This is a genomic window from Arthrobacter sp. BG5, assembly GCF_056680155.1.
Window position 1 is genome coordinate 2,451,904 of sequence record NZ_CM155268.1, and the last position, 21,725, is coordinate 2,473,628.

21 protein-coding genes are annotated in these 21,725 nt (G+C 69.5%); 5 read left to right on the forward strand and 16 right to left on the reverse strand.

Going from position 1 to position 21,725, the window contains the following annotated elements:
• Nucleotides 1-24: 24 nt before the first annotated feature.
• Nucleotides 25-768: a glycosyltransferase family 2 protein gene (locus AC1MBE_RS11405; protein WP_479778314.1), complete on the forward strand. Its 744-nt coding sequence runs from the start codon at nt 25-27 to the stop codon at nt 766-768.
• On the opposite strand, the gene AC1MBE_RS11410 is transcribed toward AC1MBE_RS11405, so the two are convergent.
• The 6 genes from AC1MBE_RS11410 to AC1MBE_RS11435 all read right to left on the reverse strand — a co-directional run bounded on the left by AC1MBE_RS11410 (nt 765) and on the right by AC1MBE_RS11435 (nt 7,778).
• Nucleotides 765-1,724: an alpha/beta fold hydrolase gene (locus tag AC1MBE_RS11410; protein ID WP_479778316.1), complete on the reverse strand. Its 960-nt coding sequence runs from the start codon at nt 1,722-1,724 to the stop codon at nt 765-767. The two genes, AC1MBE_RS11405 and AC1MBE_RS11410, sit on opposite strands and share 4 nt — an antisense overlap.
• A gap of 29 nt (nt 1,725-1,753) precedes the next feature.
• The gene (locus tag AC1MBE_RS11415; protein WP_479778318.1) at nt 1,754-2,863 is read right to left on the reverse strand and encodes an alpha/beta hydrolase; all 1,110 of its coding nucleotides are present in this window, start codon (nt 2,861-2,863) and stop codon (nt 1,754-1,756) included.
• Nucleotides 2,864-2,961: 98 nt separating this feature from the next.
• Nucleotides 2,962-5,682, reverse strand: coding sequence for a PEP/pyruvate-binding domain-containing protein (locus AC1MBE_RS11420; protein WP_479778320.1), 2,721 nt, complete (start codon nt 5,680-5,682; stop codon nt 2,962-2,964).
• A gap of 11 nt (nt 5,683-5,693) precedes the next feature.
• The gene (locus AC1MBE_RS11425) at nt 5,694-6,008 is read right to left on the reverse strand and encodes a hypothetical protein (RefSeq protein WP_479778322.1); all 315 of its coding nucleotides are present in this window, start codon (nt 6,006-6,008) and stop codon (nt 5,694-5,696) included.
• A gap of 96 nt (nt 6,009-6,104) precedes the next feature.
• On the reverse strand, nt 6,105-7,160 hold the full coding sequence (locus AC1MBE_RS11430; RefSeq protein ID WP_479778324.1) for a zinc-dependent alcohol dehydrogenase family protein: 1,056 nt from the start codon (nt 7,158-7,160) through the stop codon (nt 6,105-6,107).
• A 42-nt stretch (nt 7,161-7,202) separates the two neighbouring features.
• Entirely contained in the window at nt 7,203-7,778 is a 576-nt protein-coding gene (locus tag AC1MBE_RS11435; protein WP_479778326.1) for a TetR-like C-terminal domain-containing protein, read from the reverse strand.
• A 105-nt stretch (nt 7,779-7,883) separates the two neighbouring features.
• On the opposite strand from AC1MBE_RS11435, the gene AC1MBE_RS11440 reads away from it, so the two are divergent.
• Together AC1MBE_RS11440 and AC1MBE_RS11445 are read left to right on the forward strand one after the other, a co-directional pair.
• Nucleotides 7,884-9,080 (forward strand): MFS transporter, encoded by a 1,197-nt coding sequence (locus AC1MBE_RS11440; RefSeq protein WP_479778328.1) that lies wholly within the window; start codon nt 7,884-7,886, stop codon nt 9,078-9,080.
• Nucleotides 9,081-9,106: 26 nt separating this feature from the next.
• Nucleotides 9,107-9,967, forward strand: coding sequence for a 3-hydroxyacyl-CoA dehydrogenase family protein (locus tag AC1MBE_RS11445; protein WP_479778330.1), 861 nt, complete (start codon nt 9,107-9,109; stop codon nt 9,965-9,967).
• A gap of 69 nt (nt 9,968-10,036) precedes the next feature.
• Here AC1MBE_RS11445 and AC1MBE_RS11450 read toward each other — a convergent pair whose 3' ends face one another.
• The 8 genes from AC1MBE_RS11450 to AC1MBE_RS11485 form a co-directional block, all read right to left on the reverse strand.
• Nucleotides 10,037-10,852 (reverse strand): SDR family NAD(P)-dependent oxidoreductase, encoded by an 816-nt coding sequence (locus AC1MBE_RS11450; protein WP_479778332.1) that lies wholly within the window; start codon nt 10,850-10,852, stop codon nt 10,037-10,039.
• A gap of 10 nt (nt 10,853-10,862) precedes the next feature.
• Entirely contained in the window at nt 10,863-12,500 is a 1,638-nt protein-coding gene (locus AC1MBE_RS11455) for a class I adenylate-forming enzyme family protein (protein WP_479778334.1), read from the reverse strand.
• A complete protein-coding gene (locus tag AC1MBE_RS11460; protein WP_479778336.1) occupies nt 12,497-13,798 on the reverse strand; it encodes an MFS transporter in 1,302 nt (433 codons plus the stop codon). Before AC1MBE_RS11460 ends, AC1MBE_RS11455 begins: the two co-directional genes overlap by 4 nt.
• Nucleotides 13,799-13,968: 170 nt before the next feature.
• Complete coding sequence (locus AC1MBE_RS11465; RefSeq protein WP_479778338.1) at nt 13,969-15,126, reverse strand: helix-turn-helix domain-containing protein; 1,158 nt, start codon at nt 15,124-15,126, stop codon at nt 13,969-13,971.
• Nucleotides 15,119-15,355: a hypothetical protein gene (locus AC1MBE_RS11470; protein WP_479778340.1), complete on the reverse strand. Its 237-nt coding sequence runs from the start codon at nt 15,353-15,355 to the stop codon at nt 15,119-15,121. Before AC1MBE_RS11470 ends, AC1MBE_RS11465 begins: the two co-directional genes overlap by 8 nt.
• A complete protein-coding gene (locus AC1MBE_RS11475; RefSeq protein WP_479778342.1) occupies nt 15,342-16,538 on the reverse strand; it encodes an acetyl-CoA acetyltransferase in 1,197 nt (398 codons plus the stop codon). The genes AC1MBE_RS11470 and AC1MBE_RS11475 overlap by 14 nt, the downstream gene beginning before the upstream one ends.
• Nucleotides 16,535-17,236 (reverse strand): CoA transferase subunit B, encoded by a 702-nt coding sequence (locus AC1MBE_RS11480; RefSeq protein ID WP_479778343.1) that lies wholly within the window; start codon nt 17,234-17,236, stop codon nt 16,535-16,537. The genes AC1MBE_RS11475 and AC1MBE_RS11480 overlap by 4 nt, the downstream gene beginning before the upstream one ends.
• Before the next feature lie 42 nt (nt 17,237-17,278).
• On the reverse strand, nt 17,279-18,031 hold the full coding sequence (locus tag AC1MBE_RS11485) for a CoA transferase subunit A (protein ID WP_479778345.1): 753 nt from the start codon (nt 18,029-18,031) through the stop codon (nt 17,279-17,281).
• 223 nt (nt 18,032-18,254) lie between these two features.
• On the opposite strand from AC1MBE_RS11485, the gene AC1MBE_RS11490 reads away from it, so the two are divergent.
• Nucleotides 18,255-19,028 (forward strand): IclR family transcriptional regulator, encoded by a 774-nt coding sequence (locus AC1MBE_RS11490; RefSeq protein WP_479778347.1) that lies wholly within the window; start codon nt 18,255-18,257, stop codon nt 19,026-19,028.
• A gap of 147 nt (nt 19,029-19,175) precedes the next feature.
• Here AC1MBE_RS11490 and nadE read toward each other — a convergent pair whose 3' ends face one another.
• On the reverse strand, nt 19,176-20,000 hold the full coding sequence (nadE, locus tag AC1MBE_RS11495; protein ID WP_479778349.1) for an ammonia-dependent NAD(+) synthetase: 825 nt from the start codon (nt 19,998-20,000) through the stop codon (nt 19,176-19,178).
• Nucleotides 20,001-20,124: 124 nt separating this feature from the next.
• On the opposite strand from nadE, the gene AC1MBE_RS11500 reads away from it, so the two are divergent.
• A complete protein-coding gene (locus tag AC1MBE_RS11500) occupies nt 20,125-21,378 on the forward strand; it encodes an FAD-dependent oxidoreductase (RefSeq protein WP_479778351.1) in 1,254 nt (417 codons plus the stop codon).
• Between the two features lie 97 nt (nt 21,379-21,475).
• Here AC1MBE_RS11500 and AC1MBE_RS11505 read toward each other — a convergent pair whose 3' ends face one another.
• Nucleotides 21,476-21,718: an acyl carrier protein gene (locus AC1MBE_RS11505; RefSeq protein ID WP_479778353.1), complete on the reverse strand. Its 243-nt coding sequence runs from the start codon at nt 21,716-21,718 to the stop codon at nt 21,476-21,478.
• Between the last annotated feature and the right edge of the window lie 7 nt (nt 21,719-21,725).

A 21,725-nucleotide genomic window follows, 5' to 3' on the forward strand; every position in this document is an offset into this window, starting at 1 on the left:
GGTGGGAGCTATAGTCGGCTCACCATGTCAACAATCTCGGTGGTAATTCCTACCCGGAACGACGCACGGCCGCTGGCGGTGTGCCTTGAGGGACTCGCCCGGCAGAGCCGCCGCGCCGACGAAGTAATCGTGGTGGACAACGGCAGCACGGATGACACTGCCGGGATCTGCGCCGCCGCGGGAGTGCGGCGGATCGCTGTCGAACTGCCCGGGATCGCGGCGGCCACCGCCCTCGGATTTGATGAGGCGAAGTCGGAGGTGATCGCGCGTCTGGATACCGATTCCGTCCCGCCTGCGGACTGGCTGGAACGTGTCGAAGCCCTGATGGACAGGGCCGGTCCGCTGACGGCGGTGAGCGGACCGGGGGACTTCTACGGCGGAACCCGGTTTGCCCGCTGGGTGGGCGGAAACGTTTGGATTCCCGGTTATCGCTGGGCGGTTGGGCTCCTGCTGGGGCACCCGCCGCTGTTCGGCTCCAACTTTGCGCTGCGGGCCGACGTCTGGGAGAAGATCCGGGGGCGGGTCCACCGGGGTAGGCCGCCGGTCCACGACGACCTCGACATTTCCTATCAGATTCCGCCCGAGGTCTCCGTGGTCTGGGAGCCGACGCTGCGGGTGGGCGTCTCGGCCAGGCCGTTCGAAAGCTGGCACGCCGCCGGGCACCGGCTGTCGATGGCGTGGACGACGTTCGCCGTCGAGTTCCGGTCGGAGCCCCCGCTGCGCCGGCGCCGCCGCCGTAAGCGGTGGGAACGCGACCACCGGCGCTAGCGGCCAGGCGGCGTCCCGTCGGCGTAGAGCGCGATCAGGTCCCGGCTCATCTGGTGTGGAGAGGTTTCACTGGGGCTGTGGCCGCCCCGGTAGACCGCGATCTTCGCGCCGATCGCCTGGGCGAAGCGGCGGTGCAGGGCGAGCGGCCACAGGTCGTGTTCGCCGACGGCGACAAACTTCGGCAACGTCGCCGCGGCGAGGACCGGGCGCAGATCCGGGGCGTGCTGCATCAGCCCGAAGATGTCCCGCACGGATGTCCGGCGGGTAAAGCGGAATCGGTACCGCACGAAACGGATCCGGTTCGGCGCCACCCGGACCACATTGCTGCGGATGCCCCACACCATCAGCGCCGCACCCACCCCGGCGCCGGCCCGGCCGCTGAACCGGCCGATCCGTTGTACACCCCGGAAGCTGTTGCCGGGTTCGGGCGGGCAGCTGAGCAAGGTCAGGCTGCGGAACAGCTCGGGCCGCTGCGCGAAGGCAAGTTGCGCGACGATCGCGGCGAAGGAGTAGCCGACGACGTGCGCGGGGCCTTGCCCGGCCTCCAGCAGGGCGATCAGGTCGTCGGTGAAGAGCCGGTACTCGTAGTGTTCCCGGGCCGGGTCGAGCTGCTCCGGCCCGGCGGCGGCCGATTCGTACTGGCCGGCGATGTCGTAGCTGAGCACAAAATAGCCGGCAGCCGCGAGCTGGGGCAGCATCAGCGAGAAGTCTTCCTTGGATCCGGTGACCCCCGGGACCAGCAGCACCCGCGGACGGCCCGGCTTGCCCATGGACAGGGTCGCCAGCGCACCGCTCGGGGCCCGGAACTCGCCGCGGACGGAGCCCGGCGGCGGGGCGGACCAGTCGACGTCGGGCAGGGCGGCGTCCAGCCGGGCGGCCTCGTCGATGAGCCCCGAGCCGAACACCCCGGGGTCCGGTTCCGGTGGGCCCGGAAGATTGCGGCCTGTTGACGCCATGGACTAAACATAGCCCCGGGGTGTGGACCTCAGGCGCCGGCAACCCTGCGTACGAACGCGTGCAGGCGGCGGTAGACCTCCTGCGACTCCGGGTAGCGGAAGTCCTGTTGCCAGGTGTGTTCGGTGTTGGGGGCGTCCCAGCCGTAAATCAGGGTGTCCACGTGGACTTCGTGCCCGCGCAGGCGCTCGATGAAGTTCAGGTTCGCGGCGTAGAAGAAATCCCGTTCCGAGGTGGTCACGAAGACCGGCGGAAACCGCGCATCGAGCCATTCGATCGGGGACAGGAAGCCGGCCGCGGCGCGCAGCTCGGCGAGACGGCGGCGGCCGGGGCCCCGCGCCGCCCGGGGCAGGAGCATCCGGACGAAGTTGAGGCTGAGTACGAAGCCCTTTTCGAAGAACACGGAGAAGTCCACGACGCTGCAGTGCTGTACCAGGCCCCGTAGGCTCGGGGCGGGGGTTGCCGGTTCCAGGGCGTAGTGGCGGGCCAGTTCCGGGCGGAAGCTGGCCGCGGCGAGGAGGGCGGCGATCTGGCCGCCGGCGGAGTCGCCGCCGAGGACAATGCGGGCAGGGTCCCCGCCGTAGCCGGCGATGTGGTCGCGGACCCAGGCCAGCGCGGCATTGGCGTCCTGGAGGACGTGGGCCATGTGGAAGCGCGGCGCGCGGCGGTAGTTCACGTTGACCGCCACCATCCCGCCTTCGGCCTGGCTCGCGCAGTACTTGGTCAGCGAGGCCTTATCGCCCGAGGTCCAGCCCCCGCCGTGGAAGTAGACGTAGACCGGGAGCGGCCCGGTGCCGTCAACCGTGCCGTCGCCAGCGGCAACGCCGTCAACCGTCACTGCGCCGGCGGGGGCGATCACGTCCAGGCGGTGCGCCCTGATGCCGTCCCCGACGAAGTCAATGTCGTGGACGTAGTCGACGCCGGTGATGGGGTGGGCGTTGAAGCGGGCCTTTTCGCCAGGGGCCAATGAGTGCATCAGGGCCCGCCAGGCCCAGACCGGAACCCGGCGCAGCACCCCGCGCGCGCGGCGGGCCAGGCTGAAGGCCCCGCCGGCTGGCTGCGCAGGGCAATGCGCAGGAAGTATCGGCCGGGACGGAAGTGCAGGGGACTGCTGGGGTGGGGGCTGGACCGCCGGGGTCATGCTCCCATTCTAACTGGCACGGCTGTGCTACCACGGTGAGGGCAGCCTGTCCTGGCCGGGCAGCGGCCCGTTCTGTGCCCCCACGGCCGCGGCTGCGGTCAGTCCGGCAGTTCGCGGACCGTGCCGGCGGCGCCGTCCACGGTGACGCGTTGGCCGGTGTGCAGCCGCGTGGTGGCATCCGGCACGCCGACCACCGCCGGGATGCCGTATTCGCGGGCGACGACGGCGCCGTGCGAGATCACGCCGCCCATCTCCATCACCAGCGCGCCGGCCGTCATGAACAGCGGGGTCCAGCCGGGGTCGGTCGAGGGTGCCACCAGGATCTCGCCGGGCTCGAGGCGGGCGCCCACCGGGTCCAGGATCACCCGGACCGTCCCGGTCGCGGTGCCGGCCGAGGCCGGGGTCCCGGACAAGGCGCCGGTGGGCGGCCTCTTCGCCATCACAGCGGCCTCCACGTCCGTCCCGTCGGAGAGCAACAGCCGGGGAATGTGGCGCCGGCGCAGTTCGACGTCGTACAGGCGGCGGCGCCCGGCGACGAGATCCTGCATTCCGGCGCCCCGCAGGGCCACCCGGAGCTCGTCGAAGTCCAGGAAGAACACGTCGCCGGCCGCAGCCAAGCCGCCGGTCCGCACCAGTTCCGCGCCGACCAGCAGCAGCTGGCGGTGCATTTCGCCGAGGATTTTCACAATGTGGAACTTCGGCAGCTCGCGCAGGCCGGACAGCTCCCGGACCTGGCGCAGGGACCGTTCCACCAGCCGGGCCCGCCACTTGCCGTGCACGGCCGCCCGGTCCACCAGGCTGCGGATCCGGTCCTCCGCATGCTCGGCGGCCCGGCGGAACTGCCGGTCCGGGGCCTGCTCGGGGTCCTCCACACGCAGGTAGTTGGAGATCATGCCCAGGATGTGGTCCGGTTCTTCCGACCAGCGCGGCATGCCCAGATCGATCTCGGCCACCGCGCGGTGGCCATACCGGGCCAGGAAATCCCGGACTCCGTCCTGTGCCGGCGTGGGAAGCGAACCGGCCCGGTAAGCGGCGGCCAGCCCGGCCGGCTGCTCCGTCAGGAAAGCCTCCCGCGCGGCGGGAGCGGCGCCGATGTCCACGGCCAGCTGCCAGAGTTCAAGGTCCATTTCGGTGGTCACGTTGTGTGGCAGCCCGCGCAGCACCGCCTCCAGTTCGCGGGGCGGGGCGATGCCGCGCAGCAGCCGCCGGGCCACCGCCAGCATGATGTAGCCCACGGACGGGGAGGGCAGGGTGGCCCGGATCAGGCCGTCGATGGTCCGGTTCGTGATCTGTTCGGCGTAGTCGAGCCGCTGCAGCGCGGTGGCGGGTTCGGGCAGCACCAGCTCCGCTGCGAGGCGTTTTCCGTAGGCTTCCGCCCGGCGGAGTTCCGCCTCGGGCCGGAGCACGGCGCCGATGAGCGCCGGGATCAGGCCCGGGACCATGCCGAGGCTGGCGCTGGCTTCGGTGGCCCGGGTCCCCGGGCTGCGATCGGGCCGGGGCGTCCTGGGCCGGGACTTCCGCGGCTGCTCGGTGGCCGCGAACCGCGGGTCGGCCAGCAGTTCCGGGAAGATGGCGGCCGACCTGCCGTCCGCCAGCGGGAGTATCCGGGTCAGGTAGCGGCGGCCCCACTTGTTGTGCACCACCGCCGTCAGGTCCACGTACATCCGCAGCCCGGGGCTGATGTAGCGCCAGGGTCCCTTGCGGTTCCGCATCAGGCCGAGGGCGGCAAGTCCGATCGGCGTGATCGGACGGGTGAGCCCCTGCAGGAGTGTCCCGCACAGGTAAACCCGGGTTCCGCCGTCGGGGTCCGGGTTGAGGGCGGACGGGTCCCTGGAGATCGGATCCTCCAGCGGATACAGCGTGGTGATCGGCCGGGACTGGGTCAGCCAGAGGGTGCCCGTGGCGTCAATGACCCACTCCAGATCCTGCGGCGCACCAAAGAGGCGCTGGACCGCATCGCCCAGCCTGGTCAGTTCGCCCAGTTCCGGGTCATCCAAGCTGAACCCAAGCGCCGGATCGTTATGTCCGCGCACCCGGCGCAGGACCGCCGCCGTCGCGGTGTCCAGGGTGAACTGGTCCGGGTTCACCGCGCCGGACACCACCGCCTGTCCCGCCCCGGGACTGGCGTTGATCACCGTCTCGGTCCGGGTGCCGGTCACCGGGTTGGCGGTGAACATCACGCCTGCAGCGGCGGCGTCGACCATGATCTGGACGACGACGGCGAGGCCCACCTCGCGGTGGCTGATCCCATTGGCGGACCGGTAGGCCACGGCCCGGCCGGTCCACAGCGAAGCCCAGCAGCGCCGGACGGCGTCGACGACGGCGTCGGCGCCGGTGACACCGGTGAATGAATCCTGCTGGCCGGCAAAGCTGGCGAACGGAAGATCCTCGGCAGTGGCCGACGAGCGCACCGCGACAGCCGGCTCCGCGCCCAGTGCGGCGTAGGCCGTCCGGACTGCCGCGTCGACGTCGGCCGGAACAGCAGCTGACATGATCAGCTCACGAGCGCTGGCTGCGATCCTGTCCAGCTCCGCCGGGTCCGGCCCGGCCGTGGGACCGACTGCCCCGCCGGCGGCCGCGTCGGCGGCTACGTCGGCGGCTGCGTCGAGCCGGGCGGCCAGGGCATCCAGCGCGGGCGGCGCCGCCAGGCGGTAGGCGTCGGTGGTGAGGCAGAAGGCGCTCGGCACGGGAAAGCCCGCGGTGATGAGTTTCCCGAGGTTCAGGGCCTTGCCGCCGACCAGCCGCAGGGGGGCGGAGCCGGCCCGGCCAAGATCCAGCACAAAGTTGTCGAGTTTATGGTCGTCCGGTTCGGCGCGCATGGGCCGGCCGCCTAAGCGGTCGTCGCGTCCCCGGCGTCCTCCCACTGGACGTCCAGGTTGCGGAACACCGGCGGGGAGTCGCACAGGGCGGCCATCCGCGCCGCGAACTCGGAGGTCTCCGGCCGCCGGGAATTCTCCATCGCCGACTCGTAGGAATCGAATTCGACGATGGTGATGTACGTGCCGGGCCGGTCGCGGTCCGCGGTGTTCAGGATCCGGCGGAAGGTCGGGGCGGTTTCCCCTTCGGTCCGGGAAGGCCGGCCGAGGGCTTCGATCTCCTCGATGCGGGACGACTGGAATTCAATGATCTGCACAAACCTGGCCATGACGGCTCCTTGACGGTTGCGGGTGCTGATGCGCATCACGCTAGACCTGCCGTCCCGGCAGTGCAAGAGCGCGCGCGACCCCCCGGCCCCGTTCGGCTACGGCGTCAGCAGGACCTTGATAGCGCGCCTCTCGTCCATCGCGCGGTAGGCCTCCGGCGCCTCCTCCAGCGGCATGACGACGTCGAACACCCGGCCGGGGTTGATGCTGCCGTCGAGCACGTCGGCGAGCAGCTCCGGGATGTAGGTCCGGGCCGGGGCCATCCCGCCGCCGATAGAGATGTTGGTGTCGAAAAGGTAGCGCAGCGGGATCTCGGCGCCGCCGGTCGGCACGCCGACAAAACCGAGGGCGCCGCCGGGGCGGACGCTGTGCAGCGCCTGCTCCATGGATTCCTTGGTGCCGACGCATTCCAGCACGGAATCGGCCAGCACCCCGCCGAGCAGTTCGCGGACCTTCGCGACGCCGTCGTCCCCGCGCTCCGCCACGATGTCCGTGGCGCCGAACTCCCGGGCGATGGCCTGCCGGTCGGCGTGCCGGGACATGGCGATGATCCGTTCCGCGCCCAGCCGCTTGGCGGCCAGCACGCCGCACAGGCCCACGGCGCCGTCGCCCACCACGACGACGGTCCGGCCGGGTCCCGCTTTTGCCGCGAGGGCTGCGTGGTGGCCGGTGGCCATCACGTCGGAGAGGGTCAGCAGGCTGGCGCGCAGCGCGTCGTCGGGCTCGGTGACGCCCGGAACCTTGACGAGGGTGGCGTCGGCCAGCGGAACCCGGACCGCCTGGCCCTGGCCGCCGTCGATGGCCAGCCCGGCGTCGTCCTTCCCGCCCCAGCCGGCCAGGTGGTCGCAGGCGACCGTGACACCGTTGAGGCACTGCGGGCACTTGCCGCAGCTGACCACGAACGGCGCGATCACCAGGTCCCCCACGGCCAGATCGGTCACCGCGTCGCCGATGCTTTCCACCAGGCCGATGAACTCGTGGCCGATCGCACGCGGCTCGTGCGTGGGCCGCACCCCCCGGTACGGCCAGAGGTCGGACCCGCAGACGCAGGAGGCAGTGACCTTGACGACGGCGTCGGTGGGCTGCTGGATGGTGGGGTAGTCGCGGTCTTCGACCCGGATGTCGCCGGGGCCGTGGATGATGGTGGCGCGCATGGGGGCTCCTCGCCTGGTCGTGGATGGGGGCTGGAAACGAGTCTAGTCCTGGACGTCGGAAGCGGTTCCGGGCCGCAGCAGCCGGCTGATCCGGTCCTGGACCCTCAGTTCCGGGGCGGACTCATGGTTGAACAGGATGCGGTATATTACCGGCGCCACCACGGTGTCGACAATGTCCCGGGTCGCCGGCGCGGTCTCGCCGCGGGCTTCGGCCAGGCGGCGGATCTCCTCGACATGGCCCTGCATGAGGGCGAAATAGTCCCGGGTCACGGCGCCGTCCGCGAGCATGTCCAGCAGCACCTGTCGCCCCAGCGGGGAGGAGAATTCCTCGACGTAGGGGACGAACCAGGCCTCCATGTCCCCTTTGAGCGAGCCGGTGTCCTCCACCTGCTCGGGCAGCATCCGGTTGGACGCGACGGCGGCGAGCAGCCGCGGCAGGTCCCCCCACCGCCGGTAGATGGTGGAGGAGTTCACCCCGGCGCGTTCCGCCACCAGCGGCACTGACAGGACCGAGCGGTCGCCGTCGTTCTCCTCCAGCAGCGCGCGGACTGCCTGGTGCACCGCCTGCTGGACGCGTGCGCTGCGGCCGCCCGGGCGAGGAGTCGCTGTAGCCATCATCACACCATGCTAAGGCAAAAGTTCCGCTTTAGTGGCAGTTTCCGGTGCTAGTCTCTTAATGCACAGATTGTGCTTTAGTCGTTTGGTTAGTAGGCAGGGAAAGCATTGAAGAACACCGGTACCGCGTTCTGGCTGCACGCGGCGCTCCTGACGGTTTTTATCGGGGCTTCGTCGGCGCCGTCGCCGTTGTACGAGTTCTACGCCAGGGAATGGGGGCTCGGCTCCGCCGCTGTGACGGTGATCTTCGCCGTGTATGCGGTGGCCGTGCTGCTGACGCTGCTGGTTGTCGGGTCGCTGGCGGACCATCTCGGCACCCGGCCCGTGCTGCTCGGTGCCGTGGTGCTGCAGATCGGCGCGATGATGACGTTCGCGTTCGCGCCCGGTCCGGAAATGCTCCTCGCGGCGCGGGCCCTGCAGGGCGTCGCTACCGGTGCGGCCATGGGCGCGGCCGGGGCCGCGCTGCTGGCCTTTGAGGGCCCCGTCCGCCGCGGCCGCGGCTCCCTCGTGAACAGTGCCGCTTCGCCGGTGGGGCTCTCCATCGGCGCCCTGGGCTCGGCGTCCCTGGTCCGGTTCCTGCCGGAACCTACCAAGACCGTGTACTTCTTCCTCGCCGCCTTGCTGCTGGTGCTCGGGACCGCCTTGCTGTGGCTGCCGAGCGCGGGGCGGAAAGCCCCCGGCTGGCTCCGTTCGCTGGTTCCCGAGGCGAAGGTCCCCAGTTCCGCGCGCAAAACGATGACCGCGACCATGCCGGTGGCGGCCGCGACCTGGGCGCTCGCCGGCTTCTACCTCTCCCTCGGGCCGGCCCTTGCGCATTCGATCACGAAGGACAGCTCGGTGCTGGTGGGCGGCCTGGCCCTGTTCGCACTCTTCGTCCCGGGGGCCCTGGCGATCCTCGTCGTCCGCCGCTGGTCCGACCGGAACACACTCCTGACCGGCGTCCTCGCCCTGATCGCCGGGATCTCCCTGACGGTGCTCGCGGTCCAACTGGGGTCCGCGCCCTACTATTTCGCCGGCACCATGGTGGCCGGTGTGGGATTCGGCAGCGGCTACTTCGGGGCGATGCGGATGACGCTGCCGCTGTGCGGGCCGCATGAGCGCATCGGAATGCTCTCCAGCATCTACCTGATTTGCTACCTCGGCTTCAGCGTCCCGGCCGTGGCGGCGGGACTGCTGGTCCCGGTTGCGGGGATGAAGAACACCACCCTGATTTACGGTTCGGCCCTTGTGCTGGCCGCTGTCCCTGCCCTTGTATTGATCGCCAGGGGCACCCGCATGAACCGCATCAAATTGGCTGCCGCATAGCCGGCGGCCGGCTGAAAGGAACTGACATGACGTACACGCTCCCCGCCAACATCGCGGACCGGCCCATCACTATCATCGGAGGCGGCACGCTGGGCAGGCGCATCGGCCTGATGCTTTCGCTCCAGGGCGGCGAGGTGCGCATCTACGACACCGACCTCGCCGTGGCCAGGGCCGCCGTCGAATACATCGCAACGCAGCGCCACCGCGCCGTGGAGGAACTCGGGGGCACATCGGGAGTCCGGCTCGCCGCGAAGGACGATCTAGCTGATGCCTTGCGGGAATCCTGGCTTGTGGTCGAGGCGGTCCCCGAGAAGCTTGGTCTGAAGCAGGCGATCTTCGCTGACCTTGACCAGCTGGCGGCCCCGGATGCCGTGCTGGCGAGCAACTCGTCCTCGTTTGCCTCCGCCGAATTCATTGGCGGCGTGACCCGCCCGGAACGGGTCCTGAACATGCACTTCTACATGCCGCCTGCGGTCCGTTCCGTGGAGCTGATGTCCAGCGGGCACACCGATCCGGCAGTCATCGAGCTGCTCATGGCCGAGCTGCCGAAGTATGCGCTGGTGCCCCACCGGGTGCGCAAACAGAGCACCGGCTTCATCTTCAACCGGATCTGGGCAGCGATCAAGCGCGAATCCCTCCTGGTGGTGGCCGAGGGCGTCGCCGAGCCGCAGGACGTCGACGCCCTGTTCGCCGACGTCTTCAAGTCCGACACCGCACCGTTCCGCTACATGGACGAGGTGGGCCTGGACGTGGTCCTGGACATCGAAAACCACTACTGCGAGCTGGCCGGGACGGAGAACAAGTCCGCGCCGCTGCTGCAGGACTACATCGAAAAGGGCTGGCCGGGGGTCAAGAGCGGCCGCGGTTTCTACAACGACTACTCCTGACCCCCAACGCGGGGTCAGCTACGGCCGGTAGACGCGCCCGGCATGGGCTGTAGCTGACCCCGCGTTGGGCTAAGAGTTGCTTCCGAAGCCCAGCGAAATGCCGCCGTCGACCCGCAGCTCGATCCCGGTGACGTAGGCGGACTCGTCGCTGGCCAGGAACACCGCGGCGTTTGCCACGTCCCACGCCGTGCCCATGTGGCCCATGGGCACCTGGGCGTGGCGCTTCTTCAGCATTTCCTCGCGCTGCCCGTCTGCGTAGGCGCCGGCCAGCTCGGCGGACTCGGTCACCATCGGCGTTTCCATCAGCCCAGGCAGGATGGCGTTGACCCGGACGTGCTTCGCGGCGTACTCGGCCGCGGTGGTGCGGCTCAGGTGGTTCAGCGCCGCTTTGGAGGAGTAGTAGGTGGCGTACGGAACGCCGGTCCAGCGGACGCCCGCCAGCGACGAAATATTGATGATGGAGCCGCCGCCCTGGGCAACCATGTGCGGGATGACGTGCTTCATGGTCAGGTACGGGCCCTTCAGGTTGATCGCGTGGACCCGGTCCCACTCGGCCTCGTCCAGTTCCACCACGCCGCCCACCTTGGCGATGCCGACGTTGTTGTCGAGGACGTCGATCCGGCCGAACTCGTCGATGACGGACGCGACGGCGCGGCCCACCGCGGCGGAGTCCGTCACGTCGAAGGCAAGATGCCGTGCCTGGCCGCCCTCGGCCAGGATCAGGCCCTCCGTCTCCTTCGCGGCCGCCTCGTTGACGTCCGCGCACACCACCGTGGCGCCCTCGCGGGCAAACGCGATCGCCGTGGCCTTGCCGTTGCCCATTCCCGGGGCGCTGGAACCGGCCCCCACCACCAGGGCGATCTTTCCCTGCAGTCTCTTCGTCATCAGTGTTCTCCTAGATCTTGGATTTCTCGTTGCGCCAAAAGGTTTCGCGGATGGTCTTCTTCAGGACTTTGCCGTTGACGCTGCGCGGCAGCGCCGGAACCAAATGCACCGCTTTCGGGGCGCGGATGCTCCCCAGTTCCTGCTTGCACAGGGCAATGACCTCCGCTTCCGTGAGGGTGCAGCCCTCGTTCAGTTCGACGACGGCGGTCACCGCCTCGCCCCAGTCGGGGTGCGGGGCGCCCACCACCGCGCAGTCGCGCACGGCCGGGTGGCTCCAGATCACCTGCTCGACTTCGCTCGGGTAGACGTTGAAGCCGCCGGAGATGATCAGGTCCCGCCGCCGGTCGGTCAGGTGCAGGTAGCCCTCCTCGTCGAAGACGCCGATGTCGCCGGTGTGCAGCCAGCCGTCCCGCAGCGCCTGCGCCGTCTGTTCCGGGTTCTTGTAGTAACCCTTCATGACCAGGTCGCCGCGGACACAGATCTCGCCGGGCGTCCCGGCCGGAAGCGCCCGGCCGTCATCGTCGCGGATCTCCACCTCGACCAGCGGATACGGCCGGCCGCAGGAGGAAAGCCGTGAATCCGGGGCGACCGCGCCGGCGACGAAGTGCTCATCCGGGCGCAGGAAGGTCACCGACGCCGGCGCCTCCATCTGTCCGTAAAGTTCCATCATCACCGGACCGATCGCCGTCAGCGCCTGGCGCAGCTTCTCGACCGACATCGGGGCCGCGCCGTAGATCAGGTAATGCAGCGAGGAGAGGTCCCGTGGGTGCTCCTTGAGCACCTCCAGGAGCCGGTAGATCACGGTGGGAGGCAGGAACAGGTCCGTCACCGCGTACCTCTCGATCGCGTCGAGGACCGCGTGCGGGCTTGCTTTGGGCAGGACCACCACGGTCCCTCCGCGGGCCGTGGCGGCCAGGCTCAGCAGGCCCGCGGTGTGGGTCATCGGCGCGGCGGCGAGGTTCACCACGGCATCCTCGGAGCCGTAGTGGGCCGCCATCATCAGGTGCGCCACGAAGGCCGACAGGCTCCGGTTGGTGTTCATGACGCCCTTCGGCAAGCCCGTCGTGCCGCCGGTGGGGGCCAGTGACACCACGTCCTCCGGGGACGCGTTGACGGCCGGCTTGGTCGGCGGCTGGGCGCCGATCCACTGGTTGAAGGCGGTTGTTCCGGGCGCCCCGGGTTCGGCAGAGCCGGCAGAGCCGGCAGAGCCGGCAGAGCCGTCGGTGCCCCCGGTGCCCCCGGCCCCCGCGGCACCGTCCGGCCCGAACCGGATCCAGTGACGGACGCCGGTCAGCCCGTCCTGCAATTGCCGGACCGCCTGGTCGAGGGCGGCATGGAAGATCACCAGTTCCGCGTCGAACCCGGCCAGCAGTTGCGCGGTTTCACCCGTCGGGCTCGCCGGATTGGCCGGGATCCAGGTCAGCCCGGCCCGCCAGATACCGAGCACGCAGATCCAGGCTAGCGGGTCGTTCGGGGAGAGTACCGCGACCTTGGCATCGGGGGAGAGGCCGGAGTCCAGCAGTGCGTTGGCGATCCGGCAGGACAGCTCGCCGGCCTCGGTGAAGGTGAAGGCGGTTTCTTCCTGCACGTAGGCGACGCCGTTCGGGTTGCAGCTCCAGCCGCGGTCAAAGAATCCGATCACGCTCACTGGGGCAGCCCCGTCCGGTAGCTCTCCCTGAGGCGCAGGAAGACGGCCGTCGTGATCGCGGCGAGGATGGTCAGGTACCAGCCGAAGGCGTCGATCATCTTCGCGTCGGCCAGCCAGGTGGCCACGTACGGTCCGGTGCCGCCGACCAGCGCTACGCCCAGCGCGTAGGGAAGGCCGATGCCGGCGGCCCTGATCCGTGCCGGGAAGAGCTCGCACATCACGGCGGAGGTGATGGAGGTGTAGCAGGCGAGCAGCGTCAGGGCGGCCATCTGCACCAGCAGCAGGGACAGGAAACTGTTCTGCAGCATGTGGAGCAGGGGGATGGTCAGCACGGTGAAACCGATGCCGAACGCCAGCAGCAGGGGCTTGCGGCCGATCCGGTCCGAGAGGATGCCCATCAGCGGCTGCAGGACCGCGAAGTAGCTCAGCGAGATCAGGCCGACGAAGAGTGCGTTCTTCATGTCGAAACCCACCGTGATGTGCGCGTACGTAGGCAGGTAGGAGGAGAAGACGTAGAAGAACAGGGTCGGCGCGGCGTTGATGCCAAACACCAGCAGGCATTCCTTGGGGTGGGTGCGCATGAACTCGAAGGCCGAGGGCCGGGCGCGCCTGGTGCCGGGCGGGACGGACGGATCGGCGTCGTCGTTGAGTGACAGTGTTTCTTCGGCGAAGCGGCGGATGAACAGGCCGGCCACAGCGCCGAGGGTCCCGATGGCGAACGGCACGCGCCAGCCCCACTCGTGCATGGCGTCGTCCGGGAGCCAGGCCACGAGCAGCGCGACGGAGCCGATTGCCACCACGTTGCCGAGCGTCGCCCCGATGTAAAGGAAGCTGGAGAAGAAGCCGCGGCGGCCCGCCGGAGCCGACTCGACCAGGAAGGTCGAGGAGGCCGCGAATTCACCGCCGGTGGACAGGCCCTGCAGGAGCCTGGCCACCACCAGCAGGATCGGGGAGAGCACCCCCACCTGGTCGTAGGTGGGCGCCACGGCCACCAGCAGGCTGCCGACGCCCATCAGCATGACGGTCGCGGTGAGCGCCTTTTTCCGTCCCAGGCGGTCCGCCACCATGCCGCCCAGCAGGCCGCCGAGCGGGCGCATGAAGAAGCCAACGGCGAAGATCGCCATGGCGCTCAGCAGCGGGACCACGGGGTCGCCGGTCTTGGGGAAGAACTGGCTGGAGAAGTACAGCGCCAGCATGGAATAGACGTACCAGTCGAACCATTCAACGATGTTGCCGACCGTGGCTGCCGCGAGTTGGCGGGTCCTGCTGACAGGTGGTGCTGCGGTGATGACGCTCATCCGGTGACTCCCAGATCCGATGGGCCCGGACGAGGGATGCCGCATCGTCCGGCCCGTCGGGGCGCAGGGGGCAGCAGTTCGTCCGGCTGTGATGCAGACCACGTTACGGAGGCGCCGCGACCCCGAACATGGAGCCAGCTCAAAGGGATTCGAGGGGCCGTTGTGGATTCCTACAATTGGCCGTCGACCGGGGGTGCGGTCCCGTCCTGGCAGGCCTCGAACGCCCAGCACAGCTCTACGAGGGTCCCGGTCGCATCGAGCCGGCTGCCGGTGAGCTGCTCGAACTTCTGCAGCCGGTAACGCAGGGTGTTCTCATGCACGGACAGGGCCCTCGCGGCCGCGGAAATCCGGCGGTCGTTGGTCAGGTAAAGCCGCACCGAGTCCAGCACAATCCGGCCGAATTCAGCGTCGTCGGCGAACGGTGCCAGGTAGCGCAGGCGCAGCACCTCGGTGACGTCCGGATCGCCGGCCGCGGTGCGCCAGGTCAGGTCCTCCAGGCTGAACGAGCCGCCGTCCGGCCGCCGCCAGGCGGCAGCGAAGACGCGGTCGGCGACGGCGTCGGACTGCGCCAGGACCGTGAGGGGTCGCGGGGGTCCGACGGCGATGGTCGCTGCAGCGCTGCCGGCAGCAGGCTTGGCGGCGAGGAAACCGACGACGTCGCCGGCCAGGACTGTCAGGACCCCGTCGCCGCTCCGCAGCGGTGCCACCAGCTCCCCGAGGAGTTCATCCGGGGATGTCCCGGCCCTGGCGCGTGCACGGAGGGCGCGGAATTCGCGCCGCGGATCGATCCCGAAGTCGGCGGAACGGGACACCAGGTCCGCGCCGGCGAGGCTTCCGGCCAGCACGGCGCGCAGGTAGCCCTGCCGGAGTTCGTGGTCGCGCACGGCCTGCTGGACGCTGCTTTCGCGGTAGGAATGCACCAGGGCGGCCGTGTAGGAATCGCTGACGCCCCAGAGAACCCGGTGCGCGGCGAGGACCTCCCGGTCGCCGAGCCGTAGCTCCTGGGCGATGTCGAGGAAGCGGTCCTGGATCACGGCCATGGACAGGCGGTAGCCGCGCAGCACATCCTCGATCCGCATGCCCTGGTGGAACCGGACCTGCGCCACCCTGGCTTCGAGGGCGAGCTGCGATGACTCCGGCACGGTCCCGGATTTCACGGCCTGGATGGCCATCCGAAGGTTTTGTTCCACCGAGGAGCTGATGTCCGCCTCGGCCACGCCCCGGTACCCGGCCACGTCGGTGACGCAGCGCTCCACGCTGCCGGCCTTCAGGTACTGCAGGTCCCGGAAGAGCAGGTCGGCCACGTTTTCAATGCTGGACTCAGCCAAGGTTCGCCTCGCACCACACCTGGGTCCCGTCGGCCTTGTGGAGCATGGCGCGCTCGGCCGAGGTCCAGTACCTGACCCAGAGGATCTTTCCGTCCGGGGTCGCGAGTTCCACCGTTGCGGCGGCCGGGACACGGCCGGGCCGGCGCACCATCACGGGTGCACCGGCCGCCAGGCCTAGCCAGTTGGTGACCCGCACCATGTCCGCGGGCGGCGCCTCAGACGGCTTCAAGCACGCTGACGTAGTTCGCAATGCCCACGCCGCCCATGTTCTGAACCGCGGCACGGCGCGGGGCGGCCAGCTGCATGTCCCCGGCGGTGCCGGTGAGCTGCATCGCCGCGATGACGTGCTGCGAAACGCCGGTGGCCCCCACCGGGTGGCCCTTGGCCTTGAGTCCGCCGGAGACGTTGACCGGCAGCTTGCCGTCTTTGAAGACCCAGCCTTCCTTGACGGCGCGGGCACCCTGGCCCGGCTCGGTCAGGCCCATGACCTCGTACATCAACAGTTCGGCGATCGTGAAGCAGTCGTGCACCTCGGCGAAGTCCAGGTCCTCCAGACCGACGCCGGCCATCCCCAGGGCCCGCTGCCAGGAGGCGCGGGTCGCGGCGAAGGCGGTGGGGTCGCGGCGGTCGGTCGGGAAGAAATCGTTGGCCTGGCCGAAGCCGGCGAGCCGCACCGGCGCGGTGGCGCCGCCGGTGGGGGCAACGCTCAGCACGACGGCGGCGGCGCCGTCGGAGACGGGCGAGCAGTCGGTGCGGCGCAGCGGGTCGGCGACCATCGGGTTCTTGTCCGAGACCGTCTGGCAGAACTCCTCTCCGAGGTCCTTGCGGAGCTGCGCGTACGGGTTGTCCACGCCGTTGCGGTGGTTCTTCGCCGCGATCGTGCCCAGCACATCGGAGAGGTTCCCTGCGCCAGCGCCATAGCGCTTCTCGTAGTGCTTGGCCACTTCGGCGAAGAGCCCGGTGAAGCCGGTGCTGGAGGGCTTGCCGGCCATGTCGTAGTCCGCGCCGAGCAGGGCAGCGCCCACGACGTCGGCCCCGGCCTGCGTCATCTTCTCGGCGCCGATCACCAGGACCGTCTTGGCGGTGCCGGCGAGCAGGGACTTGGTGCCCTGCTGGAACGCGGCCGAGCCGGACGCGCACGCGTTCTCGACGCGCGTGGACGGCACGTTGGCCAGCTGCTCGGAAACCTGCAGCGCCAGGGAGGACGGGAAGGCCAGCGGCATCATCCCGGAGTTGAACTGGCCCAGGTAGATCTCGTCGATCTGGCCGGGTTCGATCCCCGCGTTGCCGATCGCCTCGCTGGCGACCTGCACGATCAGGGACTCGAGGGTTTCATCCGTGAGCTTGCCGAACCGGCTGTGGCCCCAGCCGGTGAGCAGGACATCCTTGCCGAACTGGTCCTTGAGGCTCATACCGCGGCTCCTTCCAGGCTGCCGGCGTCGGGGGCGGGGGTTCCGTCGAGGGAGGGGTCGACGTCGAACTCTGCCTCCGTCTTCTCCCGGATCTCCGCCACGGTGACGCCGGGGGCGAGCCTGGTGAGCGTCAGGCGGCGGCTGCCGTCGACCTTTTCCAGGTCAAACACGGCGAGGTCGCTGATGATGCGGTCCACGCAGCTCAGCCCGGTGAGCGGCAGGGTGCATTCCTTAACGATCTTGGCGGTGCCGTCCTTGGCGTTGTGTTCGGTGAGGACCACAACGCGCGGGGTGCCGGCGACGAGGTCCATGGCGCCGCCCATGCCCTTGACCATCTTGCCGGGGATGGTCCAGTTGGCCAGGTCGCCGGCGCCGGAGACCTGCATGGCGCCTAGGATGGCGACCTTGACGTGGCCGCCGCGGATCATGCCGAAGGAGGTGGCCGAGTCGAAGATGCTCCCGCCGGGCAGGACGGTGACGGTCTGCTTGCCGGCGTTGATCAGATCAGCGTCTTCCTCGCCCTCATAGGGGAACGGGCCCATGCCGAGCAGGCCGTTCTCGCTCTGCAGGACGACGCGGACGCCGTCGCGCAGGTTGTTGGCGACCAGCGTGGGGATGCCGATGCCAAGGTTGACGTAGTCGCCGTCGTTGAGTTCTTCGGCCGCGATGGCGGCCATTTCGTTCCGGGTCCAAGCCATGATGATTCTCCTGAAGGTGGGGGTGGCGGCGCTCAGGCCGGATTAGATGGTGGCGGCGGAGGCGGCGTCGGCCGCTTTGTCCGCGTCGGCGGCTTCGGCGCGGGGCCGGACGGTGCGCTGTTCGATGTCCTTGACCCGGTCGCTGGCCTGCACCAGGTGCTGGACGAAGACTCCGGGGGTGACGATGTGGTTCGGGTCCAGCTGGCCCGGCTCCACGATCACCTCGGCCTCCGCGACGGTGACGGCACCGGCCGTGGCGACCACCGGGTTGAAGTTCTGCGCGGTGTAGCGGTAAACCAGGTTGCCGTCGGTGTCGGCGGTGTGGGCGTGCACCAGGGCGACGTCGGCCTTGATGGCACGCTCCTGGACGAATGTCTCGCCGTCGAACTCCGCCAGCGGCTTGCCTTCGGCGACGAGGGTGCCGACGCCGGTTTTGGTGTAGAAGGCCGGGATGCCGGCGCCGCCGGCGCGGAGCCGCTCGGCGAGGGTGCCCTGCGGGGTGAACTCGACCTCCAGCTTGCCGGCGAGGTACTGCTCGGCGAAGAGCTTGTTTTCGCCCACGTAGGAGGCGATGACCTTGCGGACCTGGCCGGCCTCGATGAGCACGCCGAGGCCCTTGCCGTCCACGCCCATGTTGTTGGACACCACGGTGAGGTCCTTGACGCCCGAGTCCCGCACGGCCTCGATCAGGTCGGCGGGGATGCCGCTCAGGCCAAAGCCTCCGACGGCGAGCGTCATGCCGTCCCGCAGTACGTCCTGCAGCGCCGCGGCCGCGCCGGATTTCACCTTTGACATTTGCATCTCCTCATTGAGCTGTTGAATAACCGGCGGCCGGGCCGCCGACGTGATCCACGTTGTGGACTGTTCGCCTGAGGAAAGAGCCTAGGGTGTGGCGCAGAGCACTGTCAACGCCGAGAATCCGCAGCAGTTCGTGCTTTTTTACAGTGTGGACGCTAGGCTGGGCATGGTCCACAATGTGGATGTTTTGAGGAACGTTCTGAGGAATTGCGAGGAAAAGATGAACGCCGTCCCCGTGCAGGGAGCCCAGGTGGTGAGCCGCGCCGCAGCCCTGCTACGGATCGTTGGCCGGAAACCTGAAGGCTCCCCGCTGGTGGAGCTGGTCCGCGAATCCGGGCTCACGCGCCCCACCGCCCACCGGCTGCTGACCTCCCTGGCCGCCGAGGGGCTGCTGGACCAGGACCCGCAGAGCGGCAACTGGGTGCTGGGGCCCGAGATCCTCCTGATGGGTTCCGTGGCCTCGGCACGTTTCCCGCTGGAGGACATTGCCCGTCCCAGCCTCCGCCGGCTCGCCGAGGAAACCGGCGAAAGCGCCTTCTTTTCCATCCGGCGCGGCGCCGAAACCGTGTGCCTGCTCCGGGAGGAGGGCAGCTTCCCGGTGCGCTCCTTCGTGCTGCACGAAGGAGTGCGCTTCCCGCTCGGGGTGGCGTCGGCCGGCACCGCCATCATGGCGTTCCTGCCGGCGGCGGAGCAGGAGGCGCTGCTGGCCGGCTGGGCCGCCCATGCCGGGAGCTTTGCCGCTGCCCACAGCGAGGAAGTGGTCCGGGCGAATCTGGAGGCGACCCGGCAGGCAGGTTATTCGGTCAACCCGGGCCTGGTACTGGAAGGCAGCTGGGGGATGGGCGCCGCCGTCTTCGACCAGCGCGGCCGGCCTGCCTGGGCGCTGTCCCTGACCGGGATCGAACCGCGTTTCCGCGAAGACCGCCGGGAACACCTGGGCCGCCTGCTGATGGACGAGGCGCACCGGATTTCACTGCAGCTGCAGGGCACCTAGCGGGCAGCGCGACCGGACGGCCCGGCCGGGCAGCCAACCCGGCTGTCCGCGGTCCGGGGGCACTTTGGCGCGGACACGCCGACATCGGGCGTCCGTGGTGCCCGTTTAGCCCCCAAAGTGCCCCCGGGCGCACCCGCTACGGGCGGGCTATTGCTTCCACCAGGTGTCGAAGATGGTGACCGGAACGGTGCGCTTGTGCCGGGTCCGCAGGTACTTCTGCTCGATCAGCTCGGCCGCGGCGTCGGGGACGTCCCGGCCTTCAAGGTAGTCATCGATCGTGTCGTAGCTCAGGCCGAGCTCGTCCTCGTCGGTGCGGCCGGGCTTATGGTCCAGGAGGTCCGCCGTCGGGACCTTTTCCCAGATGCGCGCCGGGGCGCCGAGCTCGGCGAGAAGGGCCCGGTTCTGGCGCTTGTTCAAGCCGAAGAGCGGCAGGATGTCCGCGCCGCCGTCGCCGTATTTGGTGAAGAACCCGGTCACGGATTCAGCGCCGTGGTCGGTGCCGATCACCAGGTAGTTGTGTTCGCCGGCCAGGGCGTACTGCGCGATCATGCGGGTGCGGGCCTTGGTGTTGCCCTTGTGGAAATCGGAGATGCCGTTGCCCACAGTCTTCTCGAATTCGTCCTCGAAGCCGTCCACCGCGGCCGAGATGTTGAAGGTCCATTCCGTCTTGGCCCGCACGAAGTCCAGGGCCGCCTGGGCGTCGTCCTCGTCGTGCTGCACACCGTACGGAAGCCGGACGGCCACGAAGTTCGCCTCCACTCCTTCGGCGTCGAGTTCCTCGACCGCCAGCTGCGCCAGCCGCCCGGCCAATGAGGAATCGAGGCCGCCGGAAATGCCCAGGACGAAGCCCTTGGTGTGGCTGGCCTTGAGGTAGTCCTTGAGGAAGGTAACGCGTTTGCGCACCTCCCCGGGGGGGTCGATCCGGGGCTGCACGCCCATTTCTTCAATGATCTTCGCCTGGAGTTCACGCATGCCTCACAGCCTAGCCAGCTGTGTCAATGCGGCTCAACTGTTGCCGGCGGCCAGTGCCCGGCGAGGCGCGGCTCCGGCGCGAAAACCCCTCCCGCGGCAAGGGTGGCAGGCGTAGCGTATGGCCATGGAGACGACGGGATGTGTGGTGGTCGGCGGCGGCCCGGCCGGAATGATGCTGGGCCTGCTGCTGGCCCGGGCCGGCGTGCAGGTGACGGTCCTGGAAAAGCACGCGGACTTCCTGCGCGACTTCCGCGGCGACACGGTGCACCCGTCGACCATCCGGTTGATCGACGAGCTCGGCCTCGGCGAGGAGTTCCGCCGCCTGCCGCAAAGCCGGCTGCGGAGCGTCGTATTCCCGGTCCCGGGCGGGCCGCCGGTGACCATGGGCGACTTTGATTCCCTGCGGCCGCCGTACAACTACATCGCCATGATGCCGCAGTGGGATTTCCTGAACTTCCTGGCCGCCGCCGCTGCCGAGGAGCCGGCGTTTACGCTGTTGATGGGCCACACGGCCACCGGGCTGGTCCGCGACGGGGGCCGCGTCCGCGGGGTCCGGTTCCGCGCCCCGGACGGCACGCAGGGCGAACTCCGGGCCGACCTGGTGGTCGCGACCGACGGACGCCATTCGGTGCTCCGGGCCGCCGTCGGGCTGGCGCCCAAAGAGTTTCCGGTGCCGTTCGACACCTGGTGGTTCCGGCTGCCCAGGGATCCCGCCGAAGCCGGCGAGGTGGCCGGTCTAGTGCCGGCATTCGGACCGGGCGAGGCGCTGGTGGCCCTGACCCGCACCGACTACTACCAGATGGGCTACCTCGCCCCGAAAGGCACCGACGCCAGGATCCGCGCCGAGGGCATCGAAGGGTTCCGGCGCCGGATCGCCGGGCTTCGGCCGGATCTCGCGGACCGGGTAGAAGCGATCCGGTCCCTCGCCGACCTGCACTGGCTCGACGTCCGCCTGGACCGGCTGCAGTCCTGGCACATCAACGGCCTGCTCTGCATCGGCGACGCGGCGCATGCGATGTCCCCGGCCGGCGGCGTCGGCATCAACCTCGCCATCCAGGACGCCGTAGCGGCAGCGGAGCTCCTGGCCCCGGCGCTGCTCCGGGGCAGGGTCACGGCGGCGGACCTCCGACGCGTGGAACGACGACGGCGGCTTCCCACCGTGATCGTGCAGACCGGCCAGCGGCTGATGCACCGCGCCGTCTTCGGCCCGATCATGGCCGGAAAACGGGCTACGTTTCCCGCCGCGGCCCTCTTCCTGGCCAGGCGGATTCCGGCAGTCCGCCGGATCATTCCCAAACTCATTGGCTTCGGGCCCCGCCCCGAACACGCCCCCGCTTTCGCACGCCGCGCCGAGGCCCGGCCGCAGCCGCAGCCCTGACCTCGCACTTCCCTCGATTGCTCCGCAGCCGCCGTTTAGCCCCGCCAAAAGGGCGGTTTCGCAGCAATCGACGGGAGATTGGGGCGGCGGATGCAGGTCAGCCGTGCGTGGCGAGGTAGCTGATCAGGCCGTCGACCGTGGCGACTGCGGGGTAATCACGCTCCGGGATGTCCACGCCGGTCCCCTCGTCGATGGTCTCCACGAGCCGCAGGAAATCCAGCGAGTCCAACTCGAGGTCCTGCCGGAGCCGCGCGCCGCCGTCGACGTCGTCCAGCTCCACCTCCGGTGCGACCTTGCCCAGCGCGGCACGGACCGCGGCCCGGGCATCCTGTTCGTTCATGGCGTCT

Bases quoted from the DNA above. Each gene is read 5' to 3' on its own strand.
- AC1MBE_RS11410 (WP_479778316.1), bottom strand. From the start codon at position 1,724: ATGGCGTCAACAGGCCGCAATCTTCCGGGCCCACCGGAACCGGACCCC.
- AC1MBE_RS11475 (WP_479778342.1), bottom strand. From the start codon at position 16,538: ATGAGCCTCAAGGACCAGTTCGGCAAGGATGTCCTGCTCACCGGCTGG.
- AC1MBE_RS11500 (WP_479778351.1), top strand. From the start codon at position 20,125: ATGGAGACGACGGGATGTGTGGTGGTCGGCGGCGGCCCGGCCGGAATG.
- AC1MBE_RS11430 (WP_479778324.1), bottom strand. From the start codon at position 7,160: ATGCGCGCCACCATCATCCACGGCCCCGGCGACATCCGGGTCGAAGAC.
- AC1MBE_RS11445 (WP_479778330.1), top strand. From the start codon at position 9,107: ATGACGTACACGCTCCCCGCCAACATCGCGGACCGGCCCATCACTATC.
- AC1MBE_RS11480 (WP_479778343.1), bottom strand. From the start codon at position 17,236: ATGGCTTGGACCCGGAACGAAATGGCCGCCATCGCGGCCGAAGAACTC.
- AC1MBE_RS11505 (WP_479778353.1), bottom strand. From the start codon at position 21,718: ATGAACGAACAGGATGCCCGGGCCGCGGTCCGTGCCGCGCTGGGCAAG.
- nadE (WP_479778349.1), bottom strand. From the start codon at position 20,000: ATGCGTGAACTCCAGGCGAAGATCATTGAAGAAATGGGCGTGCAGCCC.
- AC1MBE_RS11425 (WP_479778322.1), bottom strand. From the start codon at position 6,008: ATGGCCAGGTTTGTGCAGATCATTGAATTCCAGTCGTCCCGCATCGAG.
- AC1MBE_RS11490 (WP_479778347.1), top strand. From the start codon at position 18,255: ATGAACGCCGTCCCCGTGCAGGGAGCCCAGGTGGTGAGCCGCGCCGCA.
- AC1MBE_RS11460 (WP_479778336.1), bottom strand. From the start codon at position 13,798: ATGAGCGTCATCACCGCAGCACCACCTGTCAGCAGGACCCGCCAACTC.
- AC1MBE_RS11420 (WP_479778320.1), bottom strand. From the start codon at position 5,682: ATGCGCGCCGAACCGGACGACCATAAACTCGACAACTTTGTGCTGGAT.
- AC1MBE_RS11450 (WP_479778332.1), bottom strand. From the start codon at position 10,852: ATGACGAAGAGACTGCAGGGAAAGATCGCCCTGGTGGTGGGGGCCGGT.
- AC1MBE_RS11415 (WP_479778318.1), bottom strand. From the start codon at position 2,863: ATGACCCCGGCGGTCCAGCCCCCACCCCAGCAGTCCCCTGCACTTCCG.
- AC1MBE_RS11405 (WP_479778314.1), top strand. From the start codon at position 25: ATGTCAACAATCTCGGTGGTAATTCCTACCCGGAACGACGCACGGCCG.
- AC1MBE_RS11435 (WP_479778326.1), bottom strand. From the start codon at position 7,778: ATGATGGCTACAGCGACTCCTCGCCCGGGCGGCCGCAGCGCACGCGTC.
- AC1MBE_RS11485 (WP_479778345.1), bottom strand. From the start codon at position 18,031: ATGTCAAAGGTGAAATCCGGCGCGGCCGCGGCGCTGCAGGACGTACTG.